The organism is Opitutus sp. ER46 (genome assembly GCF_003054705.1).
Classification (GTDB): Bacteria; Verrucomicrobiota; Verrucomicrobiia; order Opitutales; family Opitutaceae; genus ER46.
This window is the reverse complement of sequence record NZ_QAYX01000018.1, coordinates 94,281-115,792: the sequence shown is the minus strand read 5'-3', so window position 1 is coordinate 115,792 and position 21,512 is coordinate 94,281. Positions and strand designations below refer to the sequence as shown.

Sequence of the window (21,512 nt, the reverse complement as noted above, 5' to 3'; positions counted from 1 at the left end):
TGTCTGCCAGTTTTGCCGCGGGTTCTGTCTGTCCCGCCACTCTCACTTTCACTTTCCCTCTTCACTCCCGTTTCGCGCCTCTGTGTCACCAGAGGCGCGAAACGGGCCTTCTGCCTTTCCTTGGCGGCGCGCGCGTAGCAATCTGCGCCCTCCATGCACAGAACCTCCGACATCAATGTCGTTGAAACCCGTCTGCTTCCCTCGCCGGCCGACCTGCTCCGCGAGATTCCGAAGACGGAGTCGGAGGCCGAGTTCGTGGCTCACGCCCGCCGCGACATCCACAACCTGATGTTCAACGGCGACCGGCGCTTCCTCCTCGTTGTCGGCCCGTGCTCCATCCACGACCTGTCCGCCGGCCGCGAATACGCCCGGCGCCTCGCCGCGCTCTCCCGGGAGGTTCGCGACCGGATCATGATCGTGATGCGCGTCTACTTTGAGAAGCCCCGCACGACGGTCGGCTGGAAGGGCCTGATCATGGATCCGCACCTGGATGGCTCGTACGACATCGCCTCCGGCCTGCGGCTTGCCCGCCAGTTCCTCCGCGAGGTTCTAGACTTGGGCCTGCCGACCGCCACCGAACTGCTCGACCCGATCACGCCGCAGTACATCGCCGACTTGATCTGCTGGTCGGCCATCGGCGCCCGCACCACCGAGTCCCAAACCCATCGCCAGATGGCCAGCGGCCTTTCCATGCCGCTCGGTTTCAAGAATGGCACCGACGGCTCCATCCAGACCGCCATCAACGCGATCAAGGCCGCCGCCCAGCGGCAGACTTTCCTCGGCATCAACGTCGACGGTTCCGCCTCGGCCATCGTCACCCGCGGCAACCCCGACTGCCATCTCGTCCTCCGGGGCGGTTCCGAGGGCCCCAACTACTCGCCGGACGACATCGCCAAGGCCGACGCCCTGCTCACCAAGGCCGGGCTTCGCCCCGCGATCGTCGTCGACTGCTCGCACGACAACTCCGCCAAGCAGCCCGAGCGTCAGCCCGAGGTCCTGCGCGCGTTGCTGACGCAGATCGCCGGCGGCAACCGCTCCATCCTCGGCGCCATGATTGAGAGCAACCTCGAGGCCGGGAACCAGCCGTTCCCCCAGCCGAAGTCCCAGCTCCGTTACGGCGTCTCCATCACCGATGGCTGCATCGACTGGCCAACCACCGAGGCGCTCGTACGCGACGTCCACGCGGCCCTGGCCTGCCGGCTCAAATAACCTGCATCAGACCTGCTGCCAGCAGCGGCAGACGCTTGCGCCACAACGTCCACTGATTCCCTTCTACCGGTAAATATTTGCCGTGATTCCCCCTGCACGGCCGCTCAACCTGCCCTTTCTTTAACTTATGAAGACCCCCATCCGCGTCGCCGTTACGGGAGCTGCCGGCCAGATCGGCTACTCTCTTCTCTTCCGCATCGCCTCTGGCGCGATGTTCGGTCCCGACCAGCCCGTCATCCTCCAGCTGATCGAAGTGCCCGTCGAGAAGGCCATGAAGGCCCTCGAGGGTGTCTCCATGGAGCTCGATGACTGCGCCTTCCCCCTGCTCAAGGGCATGGTCCTCACCGACAGCGCCAATGTCGGCTTCAAGGACGCCAACTGGTGCCTCCTCGTCGGCGCCAAGCCGCGTGGCCCGGGCATGGAGCGCGCCGATCTCCTCAAGGACAACGGCAAGATCTTCATCGCGCAGGGCAAGGTCATCGACCAGGTCGCGGCCGAGAATGCCCGCGTCGCGGTCGTCGGCAACCCGGCGAACACGAACTGCATGATCGTTGCCAGCCAGGCCAAGCGCCTGACGCCCGATCGGTTCACCGCCATGGTCCGCCTCGACCAGAACCGCGCCCAGACCCAGCTGGCCAAGAAGGCCGGCGTCGACCTGACCAAGGTGAAGGACATCTTCATCTACGGTAACCACAGCCCGTCCATGTTCCCGGCCTTCGCGCACGCGAAGATCGATGGTCGTCCGGCCACCCAGGTGATCACTGACCAGGCTTGGCTGCAGGGGCCCTTCTGCGAGACCGTCGGCAAGCGCGGCGCCGCCATCATCGCCGCCCGTGGCGCCTCCTCGGCCGCTTCCGCCGCCAACGCCCTCGTCGACCACGTCCGTGACCTCATGACCCCGGGTGCGATCCACTCGGTCGCCGTCAAGTCCAACGGCCTGTACGGCTTCGATCCCGAGGTTTGGGCCGGCATGCCGGTTCGCACCACCGGCCCGGGCCACTACGAGGTCATCACCAACTACAAGATGGACGACTTCGCGAAGCAGAAGATTGCCGCCACGAACAAGGAGCTCGTCGAAGAGCGCGCGTTCGTTGCCGACATGCTGAAGGGCTGATCGCCCCCGGCTGCTTCCTTTTCCTTCGCGGCGCCCGGTACTTCCCGGGCGCCGCTTTTTTGTGCCTGCGCCGCCGCCCACGGCCCTGGGCCCGCCGGCGCCCGCGCGATTTCCTGCGACTTTCGCACCCTCGCCGGGTTCTTGGGGCATGAACACCTTCCTCAAGATTCTCCTGGTCGCCCTCCTCGTGGTCGTGGCGGTGAAGCTCCTGCCCGTGACCCTCGCCATCGGTTGCCTCCTCGCGGGCGCCGCCGTCCTCGCGCTGGTCGTCGGTGCCTCGGCCGCCGTCCTGCTCTTCGGCATCCTGGCGGTGCTCGCCGCCGTCCTCGCGCCGATCTGGCTGCCCGTCCTGATCATCGTCGGCATCGTGGCGCTCTGCCGCCGCGCGACCGCCAAGAGCTGAGCCGCCGGCTCAAAGCCGGCTGACCGCACCGCGGGGTCGGGTACGTGCCGGTGTCCGCCTCGGATCAGTAGCCTCACACTCGCCTCGAAGGCTACCTGCTCTGGAGGCCGTCCACTCTCACTCTCACTTTCACTCGTCACTCCGCAGGCCACTCTCACTCGTCACTCCGGCAGACGCCGGTTACCCGCCGATGAGCCCGCTGAGGACTTTGCTGATCTGGAAAGCGTCCCGCACTGTGGCGAACGCATCGATCAGCTCCGCCGGGGCCCCGCCCCGGGGAAAAATCACTTCCAGCGCCACGCCGCTGCACCGCACCTGGGCGTCCACGCCCTCCACGCGAATCGTGCAGTCCCGGTAATCCGACGGGTAGTCGACCGCGATCCCGTTCTCACCGTCCAACGCCTCGATCGCGTCGATAACCGCCTCCACTCGCGCCGCCTTGGCGAACATGAACTCGATCTCGGAGAACCGCCCCGCGAACACCCGCGCAAACGGCTCGCTTCGCGCCAAGTCGACGTCGTGCAGGTCGCGCAGGGTCGTCGTGACGCGGTAGTGGGCCGGGTTCGCCTCGTCCACCGCGTACGCGAGCTCCACGGCGAAGTCCTTCGCCGCCAGCGTCGCCACCGGGCTCGTGACGCTGAGCGAGACGTCCTTCCGCTTGTACGCGAGCGCGGCGCGGACGTCCTGAAAGAGCTGCTCGGCCTGTTCCCCGAGCTCCCCGGCGCAGATCCTGGCGAGGAACGCGTTCGTTGCCGCATTGGCCGCATCCGGCACCGAGTGCTGCGGCTTGCGAAACCCGCCCAGCAGCTTGATCGCGCCACCGCTTCGGCCCACGAAGCTGATCGCGCTGACAACATGAGAGGGGAGTTCACCGGCCATGGCCGCCGATTCCGCCAATCCCCGCCGCGGAGATCAACCCGCGAGTGCTCGGCCCCCAAAACTCTTACTCTTACTCTTACTCGTTCTCTAAATACAATATATACTATTGTAAATCTATATTTATATATATCTATTCATATCAAATCAGTAGAGTAAGAGAACGAGTAAGAGTAAGAGTAAGAGAAAGAGAGCCAATCCCCTCACCCACCCAGCTTCGCCAGCAGCGGGCGGTCGGCGGGGGCGAGGTCGAGTGCGGGCAGCTCCGCGGGGGTTACCCAGCGCAGCGCAACATGCTCGTGCGCCTGCGGCGCGGGTGAGCCCGGGCCGAGCGCGCACCGGAATGGGATCATCTCGATCACGACCGTGCCATAGTCGTGCGTGTAGCGGGGGAGGGGAGCGCGCAGCACGATCGTGCAGCCCAGCTCTTCGCGGATCTCGCGGACGAGCGCGGCCTCGGGCGCCTCGCCCGGCTCGACCTTGCCCCCGGCGAACTCCCACTTCAGCCCGAGGTGCTTGTGCGCGGGCCGCTGCGCCACGAGCACACGGCCCGCCCCATCCTCGATGAGGGCACACACGACGGGCAGCGGTGGAGTCGACATGGCGGCGAGCATCACGACGGCGCCGCCGTGCGTCGAGGTTTCGCCGTGTCAGTCCTGCCCCGCACTTAACGGCGTCAGTCGCGAAGCGTTGGCCAATCCGCGCGTCCGCCGGCCTCTTCGTGCGCACGCGGGAGGCTGCCGCTCCCCGCGTTCCACCCCGGCCGCCGCGCCGGCCCCGGCCTTCCCATGCCCTCTTCGTCTGCTTTCCCTTCCCTCGAGTCCGTGCTGACGCGCCACCCGTATCCTGATCTGGTGGTGATCGGCGCGACGCCGGCCGGACTCATGGCCGCGATCGCCGCCGCCCGCCTGGGCGGCTCCGCCGTCGTCTTCGAGCGGTCCGCGCATCTCGGCGGGCTGCCGGCCAATGGCCTCGGGGCCACCGACATCGGGACGCGCGGGGCCACCGGCGGGCTGTTTGCCGAGTTTCTGCGCCGCATTCGTGCGCATTACGTCGCCCGCTTCGGCCCCGATTCCGCCCAGGTTCGCGACTGCCGGGAGGGACATCACTTCGAGCCGCACGTTGCCGAAACCGTGCTCCAGGCGATGGTGGCCGAGCACCCCAACGTCATCATCGTCACCGGGGTGCAGTTTGACGTGGCGCCTGACGCCGTGGTGCTCGCCGGTCGGGTGCTCACCGCGGTGGTGGTCACGGAGCGCCGCACGGGCCGACGCTTCACCGTGCCGGCCCGTGCGTTTGTGGACGCGACCTATGAGGGCGATCTCGCGGCTGCCTGCGGTGCCCCGTTCCGGCTCGGCCGGGAGGGGGTGTGCCAGCACCGCGAGGCGCTCGCCGGCCGGCTCTACAAATACTGGGAGGGTCCGGTGGCCGACGGTTCGACCGGTGAGGCGGACGAAGCGGTTCAGGCGTACAATTTCCGCGTCGCGTTGACCCGCGACCCCGCCAACCGCCGCCCGATCGAGCGGCCCGCGTCGTACCAGCGCGACGAGTACGCCTCACTCGTCGCCGACCTGCAGCTCGACCGCGCCACCGGCCTGCCCGGGGCTCCGCGGCCCGAGCGTGAGTGGTCCGGCCTCGGCCGCGTCGTAAATCTCGAGCCGCTCCCCAACGGCAAGTTCGACGCCAACAACCAGCACGCGGCGTTCGTCTCCACCGACCTGCCCGAGGAAAACTGGCCCTGGCCGACCGCCGACTGGGCGTGGCGCGACGCCTTTGCCGCCCGCCTGCGCGACTACACCCTCGGCCTGCTCTGGTTCTGCCAGCATGACCCCGAACTGCCGACGGATTTTCGCGCCGCCTGCGCCGCGTGGGGCCTCGCGGCGGACGAGTATCAGGATAACGGAAATTTTCCGCGCCAGGTTTATGTGCGCGAGGCGCGGCGGATCCTTGGGGAACACGTTTTCACCGCGCAGGACGCGATGCCGGCGCAGGAAGGCGGACGCCCGCCGGTGCACGCCGACAGCGTGACGGCGAGCCACTACGCGCTGGATTCGCACGCGGTGCGCAAGCGCGAGCCGGGCCGCGTGCACCTCGACGGCTTTTTCAGCGCGCCTTCCGCTCCCTACACCGTGCCGTACCGCGTCATCCTGCCGCAGGGCGTCGACGGCCTGCTGGTGCCGGTGGCGGCCTCGGCGAGCCACGTGGGCTACAGCACCTTGCGGATGGAGCCGTGCTGGATGGCGCTGGGCGAAGCCGCGGGCACGGCCGCGGCGCTGGCGCGACGCGCGGGAGTTGCCCCTCGGGAGGTCGATGTCGGAGCCGTGCAACGGGACCTCCTGCGCCACGGCGCTGTGCTGCTCCATTTTGCCGACGTCCGCCCCGGCCATCCGCACTATGAGGCCGTCCAACTGCTCGGGCTGCGCGGCCTGCTTCCGGAATGGGAGGCGCGGCCGGACGACGTCGTGCGCTCGGAGGAACTGGCGGCGTGGCGCGAGGCGCTCGCGCTACCACCGACGCCGTTCGCGCCATTTGCGATGCTCACCCGCGCGGCCGCGCTGCACCAGTTGTGGGGCGAACTGTCGCACCTTCAATCCAGCGTCCCTGCAGCAAGGTAAGCTGCGGGTCGACCGGGATCCCGAGCTCGTTGCGCTGCAATTGCGTGACGAGCAGCTCGACCGCCGCGGCGCCAAGCGCCCGCGGGTTCTGGTCGATGCCGGAGCACGCGGGGTGGGAGGGCAGCCAGCAGTTCGTGGCAAAGCCGATCTCGTCGGGAATCGAGTAGCCGCCCTGCTCGAGCGCGGTGCGCACCGCGTGCCGCGGGCTGATCACCACGTCCGGCCGGTGCCGCCGCGCCCACCGTACGATCGTTTCCGGCGTGAGTGTCGGCGCCAGCAGCGGGGGCACGGGCCGCGCCGTGCTTTCGAGATGCTGCCACGCGAGAAACCGGGCCACGCTCAGGTGCATCACGCGCTCATCGTCGTCGGTCGGCAGCACCAGCCCGGGCCGGCGGTAGCCGCGCCGGGCGAGTTCCTCGAGTAGCTTTCCCATCCCGCCGAAGTGGTCGAAACTCGCCCGGTGGGTCTCCGGCTCGCGCAGCGAATAGCCGATGGTGACCGTCGCAAATTTCTCCCACGCGAACTCGGCGAAGGCGCCGGGTGCGAGCAGCGGCCCGATTACCGCACCGTTGATCCCGCGGCTGCGCAGGATCGCGGCCAGCCGGGCGACGCTCAGCTCGGGGCCAACGACAAACTCCTCGATCCGGTAGCCCAGCTCCTGCGCCCGCGTCTCCATCCCGCTGCGATACAGCTGGTGCAGCTTGTCACTGCGATCGGGCCGCCAGAACAGCACGAAGGCCACGGTCGCCCGGTATCGCGGCGTGCGGCCCGAGCGGATGTGCGCCATGTGCGCCGCCACCAGCGGGTTCATCCGGTACCCGAGCGTCTTCGCCAGCGCCTGCACCCGCTGGCGCACCGCGTCGGACACGCCGGGCTGGTTGCGCAGCGCAAACGACACCGCCGCGCGGGAGAGTTTCAACCGGTCGGCCAGCTGCTGCAGGGTGACGGGCGTGGGCACGCGGCCATCAAACTTAACGGCGTTAGTCTTGTCGAGTTCGCGTCTCCAGGTCCGCCGCGTTGAGTACGCGCGCATCATGTTCCCGGGCTCGACGGCCGGGTGTTCCTTTCCCTGCCGCGGCGCCGGTGCAGCGGAGGAATCACCGGCCGTTGGGCCCGCGGGCGATGCCCTCTCAACCTGTCCCCAAAATGACCGTCTTCCTTCCCCGTTTCCTATCCGGCCGGCGCGCGCTGCGCGCTGTGCTGCCCGCCTTGGCGCTGCCCCTCGGCCTGCTGGCCCAGGCCTCGCCGCCGGCGCCCGTGGCCGACGCCGCCGACGAGAACGTCGTCCGGCTCGAGGAGTTCACCGTCAGCACCTCGAGCGATCGCGGCTATCTCGCGGGCAGCGCGCTCTCCGCCACGAAGACCAACACCGCGCTGCGTGACCTGCCGGTCAACATGTCGGTGATCACCGAGGACTTCCTGCGCGACCTGAGCGCGGTCAATGCGACCGACGTCCTCGAGTACTCGCCGTCACTCATCGTCCAGCATGGCGGGGCCACGCTCGATGCCCAGATCGGCGGCATCAACTCCTGGCAGTCGCAGATCCAGATCCGCGGCACGGGCACGTACTTCAATCTCCGCAACGGCTTCCGCGCCTACGAGCCGCCCTCCTCCGCGGCCACCCAGCGCATCGAGATCATCAAGGGTCCCGCCTCCGTGCTGTACGGCATCACCAAGCCCGGCGGCGTGGTGAACTTCCTCACCAAGAAGCCCGTCTTCGGCAAGAACGAGGTCAGCGGCTCCTTCACGGTCGGCTCCTATCACCGCACCCGCACCACCCTCGACGTCAACGCGGGCCAGCTGCTCAACAACCAGCTCGGGATCCGGCTCATCGGCAGCTACACCGACACCGAGGCGTTCTCCGATTTCACCCAGAGCTGGGAGCGCGCATTCAACCCCTCGATCTCATATCGGCCGTTCAAGAACACCCAGGTCACCGCCGAGTTCGAGATCACCGATCGCGAATCGCCCGCCCCGTTCAACCTGCCGGTGTTCTCCGCCCCGGGCTATCCGCGGTCGCAGGTGCCGTTCTACGTTCGCCCCACCGGCCCCGATGACCCGGTCGCCAAGATCACCGCCTTGGTCGGCCTCCCCGCCTACACCGAGAGCGCCAGCTTCGTGGGCGAGGTGCAGAAGGTCTACAACCGCGCCCGCAAGGCCGCGTTCACCGTCACGCAGCGCCTCACCGACGACCTCTCCCTCAACGCCCAGTTCGAGCGCCAGCGCCGCCACCATGGCGTCGTCGGCTTCGGCTCCACACTCCAGGGCGCGCCGCAGCTCCGGCTGGTCCGCGTCTACGTCGACTCCGACAACGCCAACGAGATCGACAGCTACGCCGTCACGCTGTCCTACCACAAGGCCCTGAAGTTGCCGTGGGTCGGCGAGACCACCCACAAGCTCGTCGCGGGCGTCCAGCGCCAGGAGGAAAACTACGAGAACCCCGTCTCCCGCGAATACGTCGCCGGCACCAACACCCAGGTGAACCACTTCATTTCCCTCAGCGACCCCGCCGGCATCGCCCGCGGGCCCGGCGCGTTCGTCGGCGAGGTGCGCCGCTCCGGCTTCGCCCATGAGGACAGCGACTTCGACCTCGGCTTCGTTTCCTATCAGGGCGCCTTCCTCGCGGATCGCCTCCTGCTCACCGGCGGCGTCACCCGCACGCTCTTCCAGCAGGCGCGTTGGTCCCAGTCGACCACGGCCGCCGGCCCGGGCGCGATCAGCGGCGTCACGACCGATGCCCAAGCCAACAGCCCGCTCCTGGGCGTGATGGTTCGCCCCGCCCCGTGGGCCGGCTTCTTTGCCCAGACTTCCAAGTCGCTCAACCCGAACACCGGCCTTCGGGACGGCTTCGGCCGTCCGTTTGCCCCCGAGCGGGGCGATGGCGACGAGGTGGGCGTGAAGCTCGACCCGTGGGCCGGCCGGCTGACCGCCACGATCTCCGCCTTCCGCATCAAGGAGCTCGGCCGCATCGTGAACGACCCGAACGCCCCCCGTGAGGACTCCTTCTACCTCGACGCGAACGGCAACCATCAGCCGATCAGCGGTCCGAACGATCCGCGCTACAACCCCGACCTGCCCGGCCAGAACAAGGGCGCCAACGTCGCGGTCGGCGAGGCCATGAACAAGGGCTTCGAAATCGAGGCGGTCTACACGCACAACAATGCGTGGCAGACGATGGTCGGCTATTCGTACCTCGATGCCTACGCCGTGCGGGACACTAACAACAACACGGCCAACTACAACGGCCGCCCGCTCTCCGGGTCCGTGAAGCACCAGGCGTCCTTGATCACCAAATACCGTTTCACCCAGGGCATGCTGAAGGGCTTCGATGTCGTGGCGGGCCTGCGCTACCGCGGCCGGCTGTTCCGCGGCTCGTTCAACACCGACGGCACCGACGTGCTCGCCCCGGGCAAGGTCATCCAGAACCTCTACGCCCGCGACGACATCACCGGTGACCTCAAGGTCGGCTACGAGACCAAGCTCTGGGGCCGGCAGACGACCTTCGCCGTCAACGCGTACAACGTGCTCGGCCTCGAGCGCTGGCGCGGCTTCCGGCCCACGGAGCTGGGCAAGATGGGCCCGGATCCGTACTACTATACGATGCCCGCCACCTTCAGTTTCACCGTCGGTTTCAAGCTGTAACCGGATTGGCCGCGCCGCTCGTCGCGACGGCGTGGCCCACCCCAACGCCCGTGGCCATGTCCTTCCTCCCGCCCCCCGGTCCGTTCCGTCTGCTGGGGCTCGCCGCCCTCCTCGTCGGCGCGGCGCTCCCCGGCCGGGCGGGCATGCCGCCCGCGCCCGAGTTGCCCGCGCCTCCCGTCGAGGCGCCCCGCCGTTCCGCGTGGCCCGAGCAGCTGCACGTCGCCGGGCCCCAGTTGCTCACCGCCTCCGGCCGGCCGGCGTGGCTGCAGGGAATTCATGTCGTCAGCCTGGAATGGACGCCGCGCGGCGAGAACGTCCTGCGCGCGACCCAGGTGGCCCTCGACGATTGGAAGGCCAACGTCATCCGGCTGTCGGTGCGCGACGACTACTGGGACGGTCGCGCCAAGGGCCAGACTGACGGCGGCGCCGCCTACCGCGCGTTGGTCGATGCGGTCATCACCCTGGCGGCCAATCGCGGCGCTTACACCGTCATCGATCTCCACCTCTACCGCGCGGTGCGCGAGGAGCACGTCGTCTTCTGGGAAAAAGTGGCCCGGCTCTACGGCAATCACCCCGCGGTGCTCTTCGACCTGCTCAACGAGCCGCACTCCATCTCCTGGGACGTCTGGCGCAACGGCGGCGAAGTGACCGAGCGGACCAAGCCCGCCGATGAGGACGCGTTTCTCTCCGCCGCTGACCGCGCCAAGGCCGTCCGCTCCTTCCGCTCGCCGGGCATGCAGGCCGTCGTCAACGCCATCCGCGCCACCGGCGCGCGCAACGTGATCATCGCCGGCGGCCTCGACTGGGCCTACGACCTCAGCGGCGTCGTCCAGGGCTATGCCCTCGAGGACAAGACCGGCCACGGGATCATGTACTCGACGCACATCTACCCGTGGAAATCCGACTGGCAGGGCAAGGTGCTCGTGGCCGCGGCGAAGTTTCCGATCTTCGTGGGCGAGGTCGGCTGCGACGTGAAGCGCATGCCCTTCATTCCGCCCGAGCGCCACGAGGACCCCTACACCTGGGCGCCCGACGTTCTCGGGCTCATCCAGAAACACCACCTCCACTGGACCGCCTTCTCGTTCCACCCCGTCGCCACCCCCGTCCTGATCTCCGACTGGAACTTCACGCCCACGCCTTTCTGGGGTGAGTTCGCCAAGGCCGCCCTGCAGGGCCGCCACTTTGAGCTTAAGCGTCTGCGCTAAGCTTGCCGCCGCTCGTGCTCCGGGCCGCTTTGCCGCCGTCCGCGGGTGTCCGTCGTTTCCCCCTTTTCCCGGTCAACCCCCAAAACCCCATGACCACGTCCAAACCTACCCTCGGGGCTCTCGCGGCCCTTGCGCTCTTGTGCCTCACCCCGCCGTCGACCCAGGCGGGCGAATCCCAGCTCTTCGGCATCAATGCCGCCGGCGGCGAATTTGGCGACCTCACGCCGACGAAGATGCCCGGCGTGCTCTACACGGATTACGCGTATCCGACGAACGCGGACATCGACTACTACAAGGCCCGCGGCTTCCAGCTGATCCGGGTGCCGTTCCGCTGGGAGCGGATCCAGCGTGCGCTCAACGTCCCGTTGCACGATCCGGACCTCGCCGAGCTCGACCGCGTGCTCGACCAGGCCGACAAGCGCGGGCTGCGCGTCATCCTCGATCTGCACAACTACGGCCGCCGCTATGAGCCCACGACGGACACGAGCTACGTCATCGGCTCGGCCGAAGCGCCCCGCGCCGCCTACGCCGACCTCTGGCAGCGCCTGGCCACGCACTTCCAGGGCCGCGCCTGCCTGTGGGCCTACGGCATCATGAACGAGCCGCACGGCCAGGGGGAGTACACCTGGAAGGATACCGCCCAGGTCGCAGTGGACGCCATCCGTAGCGTCGATGCGGCCCATACGATCCTCATCCCCGGCGAGTTCTTCAGCAATGCGTGGTACTGGAACACCTACAGCGCCGACCTGATCGGGATCGTCGATCCCGCCAACAACCTCGTCTTCGAAGCTCACCAGTACTTCGACGACAACCACTCCGGCAAATATGACCAGACCTACGACGGCGAGGGCGCCACCGCCACGATCGGGGTGGAGCGGGTGACGCCGTTTGTGAACTGGTGTCAGGCCAACAACGTCCGCGGCTTCATCGGAGAGTTTGGGGTGCCGCGGACCGATGCGCGCTGGAACGTCACCCTGCAGAACTTCATGACCTACCTGGCGGCCAACGGCATCGGTGGCACCTACTGGGCCGCCGGCGAGCGCTGGGCCGACAACTACACGCTCAACGCCCATATCCGCCGCGCCGACCATGCGGAATCTGCGCAGATGAGCGTGCTGCGGGACCATGTCGCCGGCCCGGGCACGTTGTATTGGCCGGCCTATTACTGGTATCGGAACACGGCGGCTGGCGGGTACTGCTACCCGTTCAACTCCGCCGGCTCGACCTTCACCGCCGACTTCGCTTCCACCGCCGACTACGTTCCGGGCTCCGCGGCCAAGTCGATTCGCCTCAACTACACGATCCCGACCGGCGGCTACGCGGGCATCGGCATCCACACGAACGGCGGCGCCAAGCTCGCGCCGAACTTTGCCCGGGGCCACGTCCTGCGCTTCTTCGCCAAGGGCACGCCCGGCTCGAGCCTCCAGTTCACCCTCGGCAATACCAGCGGCAGCGGAAACTGGGTGAGCACCAACAGCCTCGCGCCGCTCAACGGCACCTGGCAACGCTACGAGGTCCCGCTCGCCGCGTTCGTCAACGCCACCGTGACCGGCACCGCGCCGCTGGAGCGGGTCAAGTTCGACGTTTATCCACGCGACGGCTCCACCCACGAGGTTTGGATCGATGACATCGGCGTCATGGCGCCCGACAACGTCCCGCCGACCGTGACGGTCGATACCAGCTCGGGCGCGAGTTCGTTCGTGGCGGGCACCTCTATCACGTTGGTCGCGAACGCCACCGACGCCGACGGCGCGGTGGGCAGCGTCGAGTTCCTCGCGGATGGCCAGCTCCTCGGTGTCGACGACACCGCACCGTATTCGCTCGCGGTCAGCTTTCCGACGCCGGGAGCACACGAGATCCGCGCGATCGCCTACGATTCGCTCGGCGCGCCCACCCGTTCCGCCGCCAAGCCGCTGACCATCACGGCCGCCTATTCGACGGAGCTCTCGCGCAACGGGAATCTGGAAGCCGGCGACATCTACTGGGCCAGCGACACCGCCCATACGATCGTTTCGGATCCGGTCCACGGCGGGGCCCTGGCCCTGCGTTCGGTGCCCGGCACCAACAGCGCCGGGCGCCAGGTGCTCACGGGAATCGAAGCCGGCGCGACTTATCGGCTCGAGGGCTGGGTCAAGACCGACGCGACGCTTTCGGGCTGGGTGCGGATCTTCCTGAAATGGACCGACTCCGCCGACACCATCCTCCTGCAGCACTCGCTGGCCGGCATCGTTCCGCCGGGCAGCGACTGGGTGCAGCGGCTCGCCGAAGAGGTGGCCCCGGCGGGCGCTACCAAGCTCCACATCTATCTCTGGAACGAGAACCGCACCGGCGGGTACTCGTACTTCGATGACCTCAGCGTGAAGAAACGACTCTAGCGCGTGCTATTCGCCCTCCGCGCCGCGTCCGCGGTGTGGAGGGCCGGACGACGGGTCTCGCGGCCCGCCGTACCTACGTCCGCCGCCCATGCCCAACCTGCCGCATCCGTTCCCTCAACTCATTCCCGCCCGTGTCGCCGCGGCCCTCCGCCGCCTCGAGGAGCGTCTTTGGCGCGATCCCCGCGCGCTCGCGGTCGAGGTGACGGAGCCCACGGTCGAGCATCAGCCACTCGCCCGGATCCAGCACGCGACCCGCCGCCCGGCTGTGCGAGGTGAGGTCTGGGGTCGCCTGTACGACCAACGCTGGGCGCGTCTCTCGCTGCCTACGGTGCCGGCGTCGACCTACCTGCAGTGGATCGACGAGGGCGAGGCCACCTTGTGGGTCGATGGCGTGCCTCATTATGGCTTCGACGTTGCCCACCGGCGCGCCCCGCTGCCGGTTGGTCCCGCGCGCGAGGTGTGGATCGAGTGCTACTGCTGCCAGTCCGCCTTCTGGCATCCCGACGCCAAGGGTCTCAGCCCGCACGGCAGCGTCCTCACCGGCGCCACGCTGCTGCGACGCGACGACGAGGTGTGGGCCGCTTATCACGACCTGAAGTGCCTCTACGATCTCGCGCTCGCCGAGCGGCCCGACACCGCGCGGTTCTCCATGTTTGGTTTCCAGCCGACGCTCTGGCGCGCGCCCGTGCTCCTGCGCCGGTTGCTGCGCGCGCTCAACGAGGCGATTGATGCGTTCGACACCGCCGACGTCCCGGGCCTGCGCGCCTCGCTCGCCGCCGCCTACGTCGAGCTGCGCGACGACCAGCCTCTCGTCCGCGCCACGCTCACCGGCCACGCCCACCTCGACCTGGTCTGGCTCTGGCCCGAACGCATGGGCGAGGCCAAGGCCGTGCACACGCTCGCCTCCGTCAACCGATTGATGGACGCGTATCCGGAGTTCCGTTTCGCGTATTCCCAGCCGGCCAGCTACGAGGCGGTGGCCCGCCGCGCGCCCACGCTCGCCCAGGCCATCCGTGGCCGCATCCATTCTGGCCAGTGGCAGCCCACTGGGGCGCTCTACGTTGAGAGCGACACGCTCCTCGCCTGCGGCGAGGCGCTGGCGCGCAGTTTCACCTTGGGCCAGGCGGCGTTCGCGGCGCTCCGCGGCGCGCCGACGAAGCTTGCGTGGCTGCCCGACGTCTTCGGCTACAGCGGGTGCCTCCCGCAGATCATGCGGTTGTCCGGCGTCGAGAGTTTCTTCACCACCAAGCTCACGTGGAGCGCGGTGAACCGATTCCCATTCTCCAGCTTTGTCTGGCGCGGCACCGACGGTAGCGAGGTACTCACCCACGTCACCCAGGAGACCGGCTACTCCTGCGCGATGCAGATCGACGAACTGCGCGCCGGCGCGGAGGGCCACGCCCAGTCCGACGTCCATCCCGAGTTCCTCCAGCCCACCGGCTACGGCGACGGCGGGGGTGGCCCCACCGAGGAAATGTGTGAACGCGTCCGCCGCTTCAGCGCGCTGCGCGGGCTGCCCGCCCCGCACTGGGATCACCCCGAGGCGTTCTTCGCCCGGCTCGCCGCGCTGCGCCCGCAACTCCCGGTGTATCAGGGCGAGTGCTATCTCGAGTATCACCGCGGCACGTACACCACCCAGGCCGCCATCAAATCCACCTACCGCGCCCTCGAACGCGCGCTGCAGGCCCGCGAGGCCGCCCTCGTGGCGCGCGGCGCCGGCTCGCTGCCCGAAGATCTCGCCGCCGCCTGGCGGCGCGCGGTCTTCGCCCAGTTCCATGACTGCCTCCCCGGCAGTTCAGTCCCGGACGTGTACGCCGAGATCCTGCCGGAACTCGCCGCGCTCACCGGAGCGCAGCAGACCGCGACCACCGCCGTGCTCACCGACGCCGCCGGCTCCGACTGCCTCTTCAACCCGCTGCCGGTCGCCCGTACCGTCCTCCATGAGGGACGGCTCCTGGCCTTGCCGCCGCTCGGCGGCGTCGCGCTCTCCGCGCCCGCTTTGGACGCTCCTGCCGCCGTCACCGTCCGCGATGGCGTCCTGGGCAACGGACGCGTCGCGGCGCGGGTCGACGCCGATGGCCACCTCGCGGAACTCGTCGTGGAAGGCCGTCCCGTCGCCTTCGCCGGCGTCGCGGGCCGGCTCGTCACCTACGCCGACAAACCGTCGGCGTTCGATGCTTGGGACATTGACCGGCACACGCTCGCGCTGGCGACGCCCGTGGCGACGCCCGCGACGGTCCGCGCCGAACCCGATGCCATCGTGGTGCAGCGCGCGATTGGGCAGGGGAGCCGGATCGAACTCCGCTACGCCTTGGTGCCGGGCGAGAGTGTCCTGCGCCTGCGCATCACGCTCGACTGGCACGAGGCGGAGACGCTTCTCAAACTGCATTTCCCCACCGCCTACGCGGGGGAATCCGTGCGCTGCGGCGCGCCTTTCGGCACGATCCTGCGTTCCCAGCTGCCGGGCATGCCCCAGGCCGAGGCCATGTGGGAGATGCCGGTGAGTCGCCACGTGGCGCTGACCGACGCCGGGGAACGCGAGGGCTTCTTCATCGTCACCGAGTCGAAGTACGGCGTCAGCTGCCGGTCGGGCGACGTCGGTCTCTCCCTCGTACGCAGCCCGGTGCTCGTCGGCTACGAGGGGCACCGTCCCGCGTACCCGACCGGACTCAGCCGCCACGTCGTCGAGCGTCCCTACACCGACCTCGGCGCCCACCGCATCGACCTCGCGTTGGGCGTGATCCGGCCGGAGTTGCCCCTTGAGGAACAGCCGGCCGCGCTGGCCGATCTCCTGTTCACGCCGCCGGTGCCTTATCGGGGCCGGCCCTTTGCCGCCGCGCTCCGCGGCGTCAAAAGCGACTCGCTTTGGCCGTGCTGGGCGAAACCCGGCGCCGATGGTACGTGGACGCTGCGGCTGCACGAGCTACTCGGCCGCCGCGGGGTGGCGGAGCTCGACGTTGCCCCCGGCTGGACGGTTGAGCCGGTCAATTTGCGGGACGTGCCGCTTGGCCCGCCGCTTAGCGAAGGACGCATCGCGTACCGGCCCAACCAGATTGTCAGCTTGCGCTTCCGCCCGAATCCGCCGGTCTCCTCCGGCTCCCCGGCATGATTGTTACCTGCAAACCCCAGATCCCTCCGCGCTGGATCGGGTTCATGATCCTGCCGTGGGCGTCGTTCGCCTTCAACTTCGCGGTCGTGAACGCGGCGTTCATCTTCTCGCTGAAGAAGTTCGTCGATAACCCGGCCGGGCTCACGTTCATCCTCAGCCTGCCGGGGCTGCTCGCCATCGTCATCGCGCCACTCTCGAGCTTCCTGTCGGACCGGATCTGGACGCGTTTCGGCCGGCGCAAGCCCTTCGTCGTGACCGCGTCCACCTGCATGATCGTCGCGCTGGTGGCGATGCCGCTGGCCACCAGCTTCGGATGGCTCGTCGCGGCGTATGTGCTCTATCACCTCGGCGATGGACTCTCCGCGCCGCGCGACCCGCTGAAGCAGGAGGTCGTGCCGCCCCACGAGCGCGGCCGCGCCACCGGGGCGATGTACTGGTGCCAGAATCTCGCCACGGTCGTGTTCTACTCGGTCATGCTGGGGCGGTTCGACGATGTGCGGTTCTTCGCCGGCATCCCGCTGCACGGCGAGGAGATGATCTATTGGTCGGCTGCGCTCCTCCTGCTGGTGATGCTTCTGCTCATCACGCTCGGCATCCGCGAGCTCGACCAGAAGAGCCCGCTCGTCGGGCAGAAGCTGTCGCTCGGCAACTTCGTTCGCGGGCTCCTCGACCGCGAGCTTTGGCCGGTGTACCTGCTCGTGCTCAGCTTCGGCCTGCTCAACTTCTTCTCCGGCTTCGGCCCCTTCCTCAGCACGCTCCTCTACACCGAGCAGTGGAACTACACGAAGCAGGAGATGGGGATGAACGTCGCCATCGGCGGCGTGCTCAATGTCTTCATCATCGGCGCGCTCACGTTCCTCGCCGACCGGCTGCCGCGTATGCGCGCGTTCAAGCTCTTCATCTGGCTCATCCTCGGCTGGAACGTCTTCTATTTCTGCTACGTCAATTTTGTCCTGCCCGACAAACGGCCGTCGCTGATCGAGATCATCGCGTTCGGCGAGGTGCTCTCGATCCTCAGCCTCCTGCTGTCGCTCGTCTACACCCCGCTCATCTACGACTATGTTCGCCGCAACAAGATGGGCACGTTCGCCGCCGGCGCGCAGATCGCCACGCGCGGGACCCAGCTCATCACGCTCAACGGCGTGGGCCTTTTCGTTTGGGCGTACGCCGTCCTCTTCCAGCCACCCGCCGGCGAGATGACGCGCGTCGTGCTGCGCGAAGAAACTTCGGCCTCGGCCCTCGTGGCCGAGCTGCGCGCATCGCCCTGGACGCGGCCCTCCGATGCCCAGCCCGCTCCCATCAAGGCCGTCAACGCGCAGGCGTGGCAGGCCGACGGCGTGGTGCCCAACCAGAGCCGCACCTGGGAGATCCGCCTGCAGGACAAGGCGAGTGCTGCGCTCGCTGACACGCGCAAGGACAAGGAACGCGAGCGTGCGCGCCGCGCCACGGACCTCGCGACGCTGCGGCGTCGCCCCACGGGTTCCGCTGCCGAAGTGGCGGCTGCCGAACAAGCCGTCGGTGCCCTGGCGACCGAGATCGCCCATATTGATGAAGAACTGGCCAAGCGCGCGGAGGCCTGGCGCGAACAGGTCGCGAGCCGGCTCGGCGATCGCCTGATCGCCGAGGGCGAGCAGATCACCGGTGTCGCCGTGAAACCCGCCGTCGTGGTCGAACTCGCCGCGCGCGAACGCCCGGAGCGCGTCACGCTCGAGCGTCTCGCGCAGGAGGTGCGGCTGGCGTTTCCCCTTCTCGACCTGCGGCCGCTCAAGCGCGCTTCCGGCTACGGGATCGCCGCCAGCGCGCTGGTTGAGGGTGATGCCGAGGCCGCCGCCCGGCGGCTCCAGGAGGTCGTCGTCCGGGCCGCCCGCGCGCGCACACCCGAGCTGATCGGCGAGGGTGATCCGTGGCTCGGTTTCGAGGAGACGAGCGCGTTCCGGCTCGAACTGGCGGTCGTGGAGGAGCCGGTCTCGACTTACGTTTCCCCGGTCACCCGGGTCGTGAACACCGTGCTCTCCTGGTTCGGGCACGAGCCAGATCCCGCGCGGCGGCTCGAGGCCCTCGCCCGCGCGCTCCGCGTGGCCGAGGAGACCCCGCACGTGAGGGTCACCGCCGAACCCGACGCTCGCCGGCTGGCGGTCACGGCGTTGTTCGATGACGGTGCCACGCAGGTCACCGCCGTCGATGCCGTCGCGCGCCGTCTCGCTCAGCTGTTGGGCAACGCCGCCGAGGCGCAGCGGCTGGGCCGGGCCCGCGCCTTTGTCGACCGCGTCGAGAAAGCCGCCGCCGCCCAGCGGCTCACCGTCGTCCACCCATTCCTCGCGAGCGCATATGTCCCGATGCGTTTCGACTACATGAGCGGCTATCTCTGGGTGTTCCTCGTGGCGGTGATCGGCATCGCCCTCACCTTGTACTTCTGCCGCCTCGAACGACGCGGCGTCATTCGCAAGCGGGGCGTGGAGGAGGCGGAGACATCATGAACCCAACCCCATCATCCCCGGCGCCGGCCACGTATACCCCCGGCTACCGGCTGCCCAAGCAGCTCATGTTCGTCGGCTCGCTCCTGGTCTTCGGATTCGGCGTCACGCAGATCTGGACGCCGCTGCGGGTGCTCCTGACGGGCGAGCGGGCCCGCGCCGAGGTGGTGCGCGTCGTGAAGGAGAAACCGGGCGTTGCTCCGCGCGTTTTCACCGAGGATCACGCATTGCAGGGCGAACTGGAAATCCGCGACCGGAGCTTCGTTTTCTGGAACGAGTTTCGACTCCGCACCCGCAGCGGCGCCACGGTCGAACTACGCGGCTCGGTTGGCAGCCAGCTCAAGCCGCTCTTTCCCCTGACCGATGCCGACGGGCTGCCGACCACCGTGCTGGTTTGCTACGATCCGGCGCAGCCTTCGCACGCGATCTTCCCACTCGTCATCAGCACCTGGCTCGCGCCCGCCGTCCTGATCCTCGCCGGCCTGGGCGGCGCGGTCATCGGCGGCGTCCTGCTCTACTGGGCCGGCCGTCCGATCGATCTGCCGTTGATTGGGCCCGCTGCCGGGGCATCCGGCGAGCGCCAGAAATAACATGCTCACGCTGCCGTCCTGGCTCGGCGACCACGCCGTGCTGCCTTGCGAACGTCCCTTGGTGCTCCGCGGCACCGCAGGCCCCGACGCTACCGTCACGCTGACCCTGGCCGGCCAGCACGCGAGTGTTGTGGCTGACCGCGGCGGCGGCTGGCGCGCGGAGCTGTCGCCAGTCCCGCCGGGTGGTCCTCACGAGCTGGTCGTGCGCAGCGGTGAGGACGAGGCGCGCCGATCCGGCCTGCTCGCCGGTGAGGTATGGCTGGCGTCGGGACAATCGAACATGGAGTGGACACTCGGCATGCTCGGCCATCCGGAGGCGGAGACCGACGCCGACGATCCGGCGCTGCGCGTGTTCACCGTGGGCCGGGTGCCGCACGACACGCCCGCGAGCGAGGTCACCGGGACGTGGCGGCCAGCGACCCGCGAGCATCGCCGCGATTTTTCCGCGGTAGCGTACTATTTTGCGCGGCGGCTTCGGGCAGCGACCGGACGTCCGGTCGGCCTGATCGTCGCGGCGTACGGCGGCAGTGAAATCGCCGCCTGGTTGCCGCCGACGGAGAGTGCCGGAGCGCTGGCGGCTTCTGGCGCGGCGGAAACCACGGCCGTGGCGTTCACGCCGTACGCGTATGAGGCGCGCGGCGCGGTCGCGAGCGGGTGGGAGAGTCCGGCGCTCGACGACGCGGCGTGGCCGGAGCTGCCGGTTCCCGGCTACTGGCAGGACCAGGGTTGGTGTCACAATGGAGCGGTCTGGTATCGCCGGACCGTGGCGCTGCCGCCCGCGTGGCAGGCGCAGCCGCTGGTGCTGGAGATCGGGGCGTGCGACGACTTCGACGAGACGTACGTGAACGGCGTCAAGGTGGGCGGTCTCGGCTCGGACATCCCGAACGCCTACGCCGCCCGCCGCGTTTATCAGGTGCCGGCCTCGGTAACCGGCAGCGGCACGGTGACGATCGCGATCCGGGTTTTCGATCACTGGGGCAATGGCGGGATCGTCGGTGGCGTGACGCTGCGGTCTGGGTCGGCCGACAGTGTCCCGCTCACGCTCGACGGGGTGTGGCGGGCGCGAGTTGAGCGGGCGCTGGCCTGGCGCGCGCCGGCGCGTCGGCTGCCGGCCTCGGTGCTGTTCCACGGGATGATACATCCCTTGGCCGGAATTCCGGTGCGCGGCGTGCTTTGGTATCAGGGCGAGAGTGATGTCGCCCGCGCCGCCGAGTACCCGGCGCGGCTCGAGCAGCTGATCGCCACGTGGCGCACGCTGTGGCGCGATCCCGCGTTGCCCTTTGGCATCGTGCAATTGGCCAACTACGGGCCACGCCGCTCCCAGCCGGGCAAGAGTGACTGGGCGGAGCTGCGTGACGCACAGCGCCAGGTGGTGGCAACGGTGCCGCGCACCGGGCTGGTCGTGGCGCTCGACGTGGGCGAGGCGGACAACATTCACCCGGTCGAGAAGCGCCCCGTCGCCGAGCGCCTCGCGCGCTGGGCTCTCGCGACCGTGTACGGCCGCGCCGAGGAGCCGGTGGTGAGCCCGGCGCCCATGGCCCAAGGCCTCGAGCGGAGCATCGCATGGGTGCGATTCTCCGCGGTGGGCACGGGCCTCCGCACGCGCGAGGGTGGCGCGCCGCAAGGTTTCGAGCTCGCTGGCGCCGACGGCGTCTGGCACGCCGCCACCACCGAGCTATGCGCGCCCGATGGCGTGCGCGTGTCGTCGCCCGCCGTGGCGGCGCCGGTCTCACTTCGGTACGCCTGGCAGGACAATCCCGTCGCCACGCTCGAGAACTCCGCCGCGCTGCCCGTGGGCAGCTTTCGGCTGCCGTTGCAGGATTGAGCAGAGTGGGGCGCGGACCTTAGCGCCGCGCCAGGCATCGGCCGATCATCTCCGTCCGGGACCCGCGCCGAGTGA

General features: G+C 68.8%; 14 protein-coding genes. 11 read left to right on the top strand and 3 right to left on the bottom strand.

Translation table 11 applies throughout. The features are described 5' to 3' along the window. The first annotated feature begins 153 nt into the window (after positions 1 to 153). The 3 genes from DB354_RS03965 to DB354_RS03955 all read left to right on the top strand — a co-directional run bounded on the left by DB354_RS03965 (position 154) and on the right by DB354_RS03955 (position 2,726). Positions 154 to 1,209: a 3-deoxy-7-phosphoheptulonate synthase gene (locus DB354_RS03965; protein WP_107834144.1), complete on the top strand. Its 1,056-nt coding sequence runs from the start codon at positions 154 to 156 to the stop codon at positions 1,207 to 1,209. A gap of 127 nt (positions 1,210 to 1,336) precedes the next feature. Further along, complete coding sequence (locus DB354_RS03960; protein ID WP_107834143.1) at positions 1,337 to 2,323, top strand: malate dehydrogenase; 987 nt, start codon at positions 1,337 to 1,339, stop codon at positions 2,321 to 2,323. 148 nt (positions 2,324 to 2,471) lie between these two features. After that, entirely contained in the window at positions 2,472 to 2,726 is a 255-nt protein-coding gene (locus tag DB354_RS03955; RefSeq protein ID WP_107834142.1) for a hypothetical protein, read from the top strand. 180 nt (positions 2,727 to 2,906) lie between these two features. On the opposite strand, the gene DB354_RS03950 is transcribed toward DB354_RS03955, so the two are convergent. Together DB354_RS03950 and DB354_RS03945 are read right to left on the bottom strand one after the other, a co-directional pair. Continuing rightward, on the bottom strand, positions 2,907 to 3,605 hold the full coding sequence (locus DB354_RS03950; RefSeq protein ID WP_107834141.1) for a hypothetical protein: 699 nt from the start codon (positions 3,603 to 3,605) through the stop codon (positions 2,907 to 2,909). 200 nt (positions 3,606 to 3,805) lie between these two features. Further along, a complete protein-coding gene (locus DB354_RS03945; protein ID WP_233256546.1) occupies positions 3,806 to 4,204 on the bottom strand; it encodes a (deoxy)nucleoside triphosphate pyrophosphohydrolase in 399 nt (132 codons plus the stop codon). A 186-nt stretch (positions 4,205 to 4,390) separates the two neighbouring features. Between DB354_RS03945 and DB354_RS03940 the strand changes: the two genes are divergently transcribed. Continuing rightward, positions 4,391 to 6,217 (top strand): FAD-dependent oxidoreductase, encoded by a 1,827-nt coding sequence (locus DB354_RS03940; RefSeq protein WP_107834139.1) that lies wholly within the window; start codon positions 4,391 to 4,393, stop codon positions 6,215 to 6,217. Here DB354_RS03940 and DB354_RS03935 read toward each other — a convergent pair. Next, positions 6,141 to 7,175 carry a LacI family DNA-binding transcriptional regulator gene (locus tag DB354_RS03935; protein WP_158277358.1) on the bottom strand — a complete coding sequence of 345 codons (1,035 nt, stop codon included), beginning with the start codon at positions 7,173 to 7,175 and terminating at the stop codon, positions 6,141 to 6,143. The genes DB354_RS03940 and DB354_RS03935 overlap by 77 nt on opposite strands. A gap of 188 nt (positions 7,176 to 7,363) precedes the next feature. Here DB354_RS03935 and DB354_RS03930 point away from each other — a divergent pair, with 188 nt between their 5' ends. The 7 genes from DB354_RS03930 (at position 7,364) to DB354_RS03900 (ending at position 21,437) form a co-directional block, all read left to right on the top strand. Next, a complete protein-coding gene (locus tag DB354_RS03930; protein WP_158277357.1) occupies positions 7,364 to 9,859 on the top strand; it encodes a TonB-dependent receptor plug domain-containing protein in 2,496 nt (831 codons plus the stop codon). Between the two features lie 56 nt (positions 9,860 to 9,915). Then, positions 9,916 to 11,064 (top strand): cellulase family glycosylhydrolase, encoded by a 1,149-nt coding sequence (locus DB354_RS03925; protein WP_107834353.1) that lies wholly within the window; start codon positions 9,916 to 9,918, stop codon positions 11,062 to 11,064. An 89-nt stretch (positions 11,065 to 11,153) separates the two neighbouring features. Continuing rightward, on the top strand, positions 11,154 to 13,439 hold the full coding sequence (locus DB354_RS03920) for a cellulase family glycosylhydrolase (protein ID WP_107834136.1): 2,286 nt from the start codon (positions 11,154 to 11,156) through the stop codon (positions 13,437 to 13,439). An 88-nt stretch (positions 13,440 to 13,527) separates the two neighbouring features. Beyond that, a complete protein-coding gene (locus tag DB354_RS03915; protein ID WP_107834135.1) occupies positions 13,528 to 16,548 on the top strand; it encodes an alpha-mannosidase in 3,021 nt (1,006 codons plus the stop codon). Next, entirely contained in the window at positions 16,545 to 19,025 is a 2,481-nt protein-coding gene (locus tag DB354_RS03910; protein WP_107834134.1) for an MFS transporter, read from the top strand. The genes DB354_RS03915 and DB354_RS03910 overlap by 4 nt, the downstream gene beginning before the upstream one ends. Beyond that, complete coding sequence (locus DB354_RS03905; protein ID WP_107834133.1) at positions 19,022 to 19,612, top strand: hypothetical protein; 591 nt, start codon at positions 19,022 to 19,024, stop codon at positions 19,610 to 19,612. Before DB354_RS03910 ends, DB354_RS03905 begins: the two co-directional genes overlap by 4 nt. Before the next feature lies 1 nt (position 19,613). Then, positions 19,614 to 21,437, top strand: coding sequence for a sialate O-acetylesterase (locus DB354_RS03900; RefSeq protein WP_107834132.1), 1,824 nt, complete (start codon positions 19,614 to 19,616; stop codon positions 21,435 to 21,437). Positions 21,438 to 21,512 lie beyond the last annotated feature (75 nt).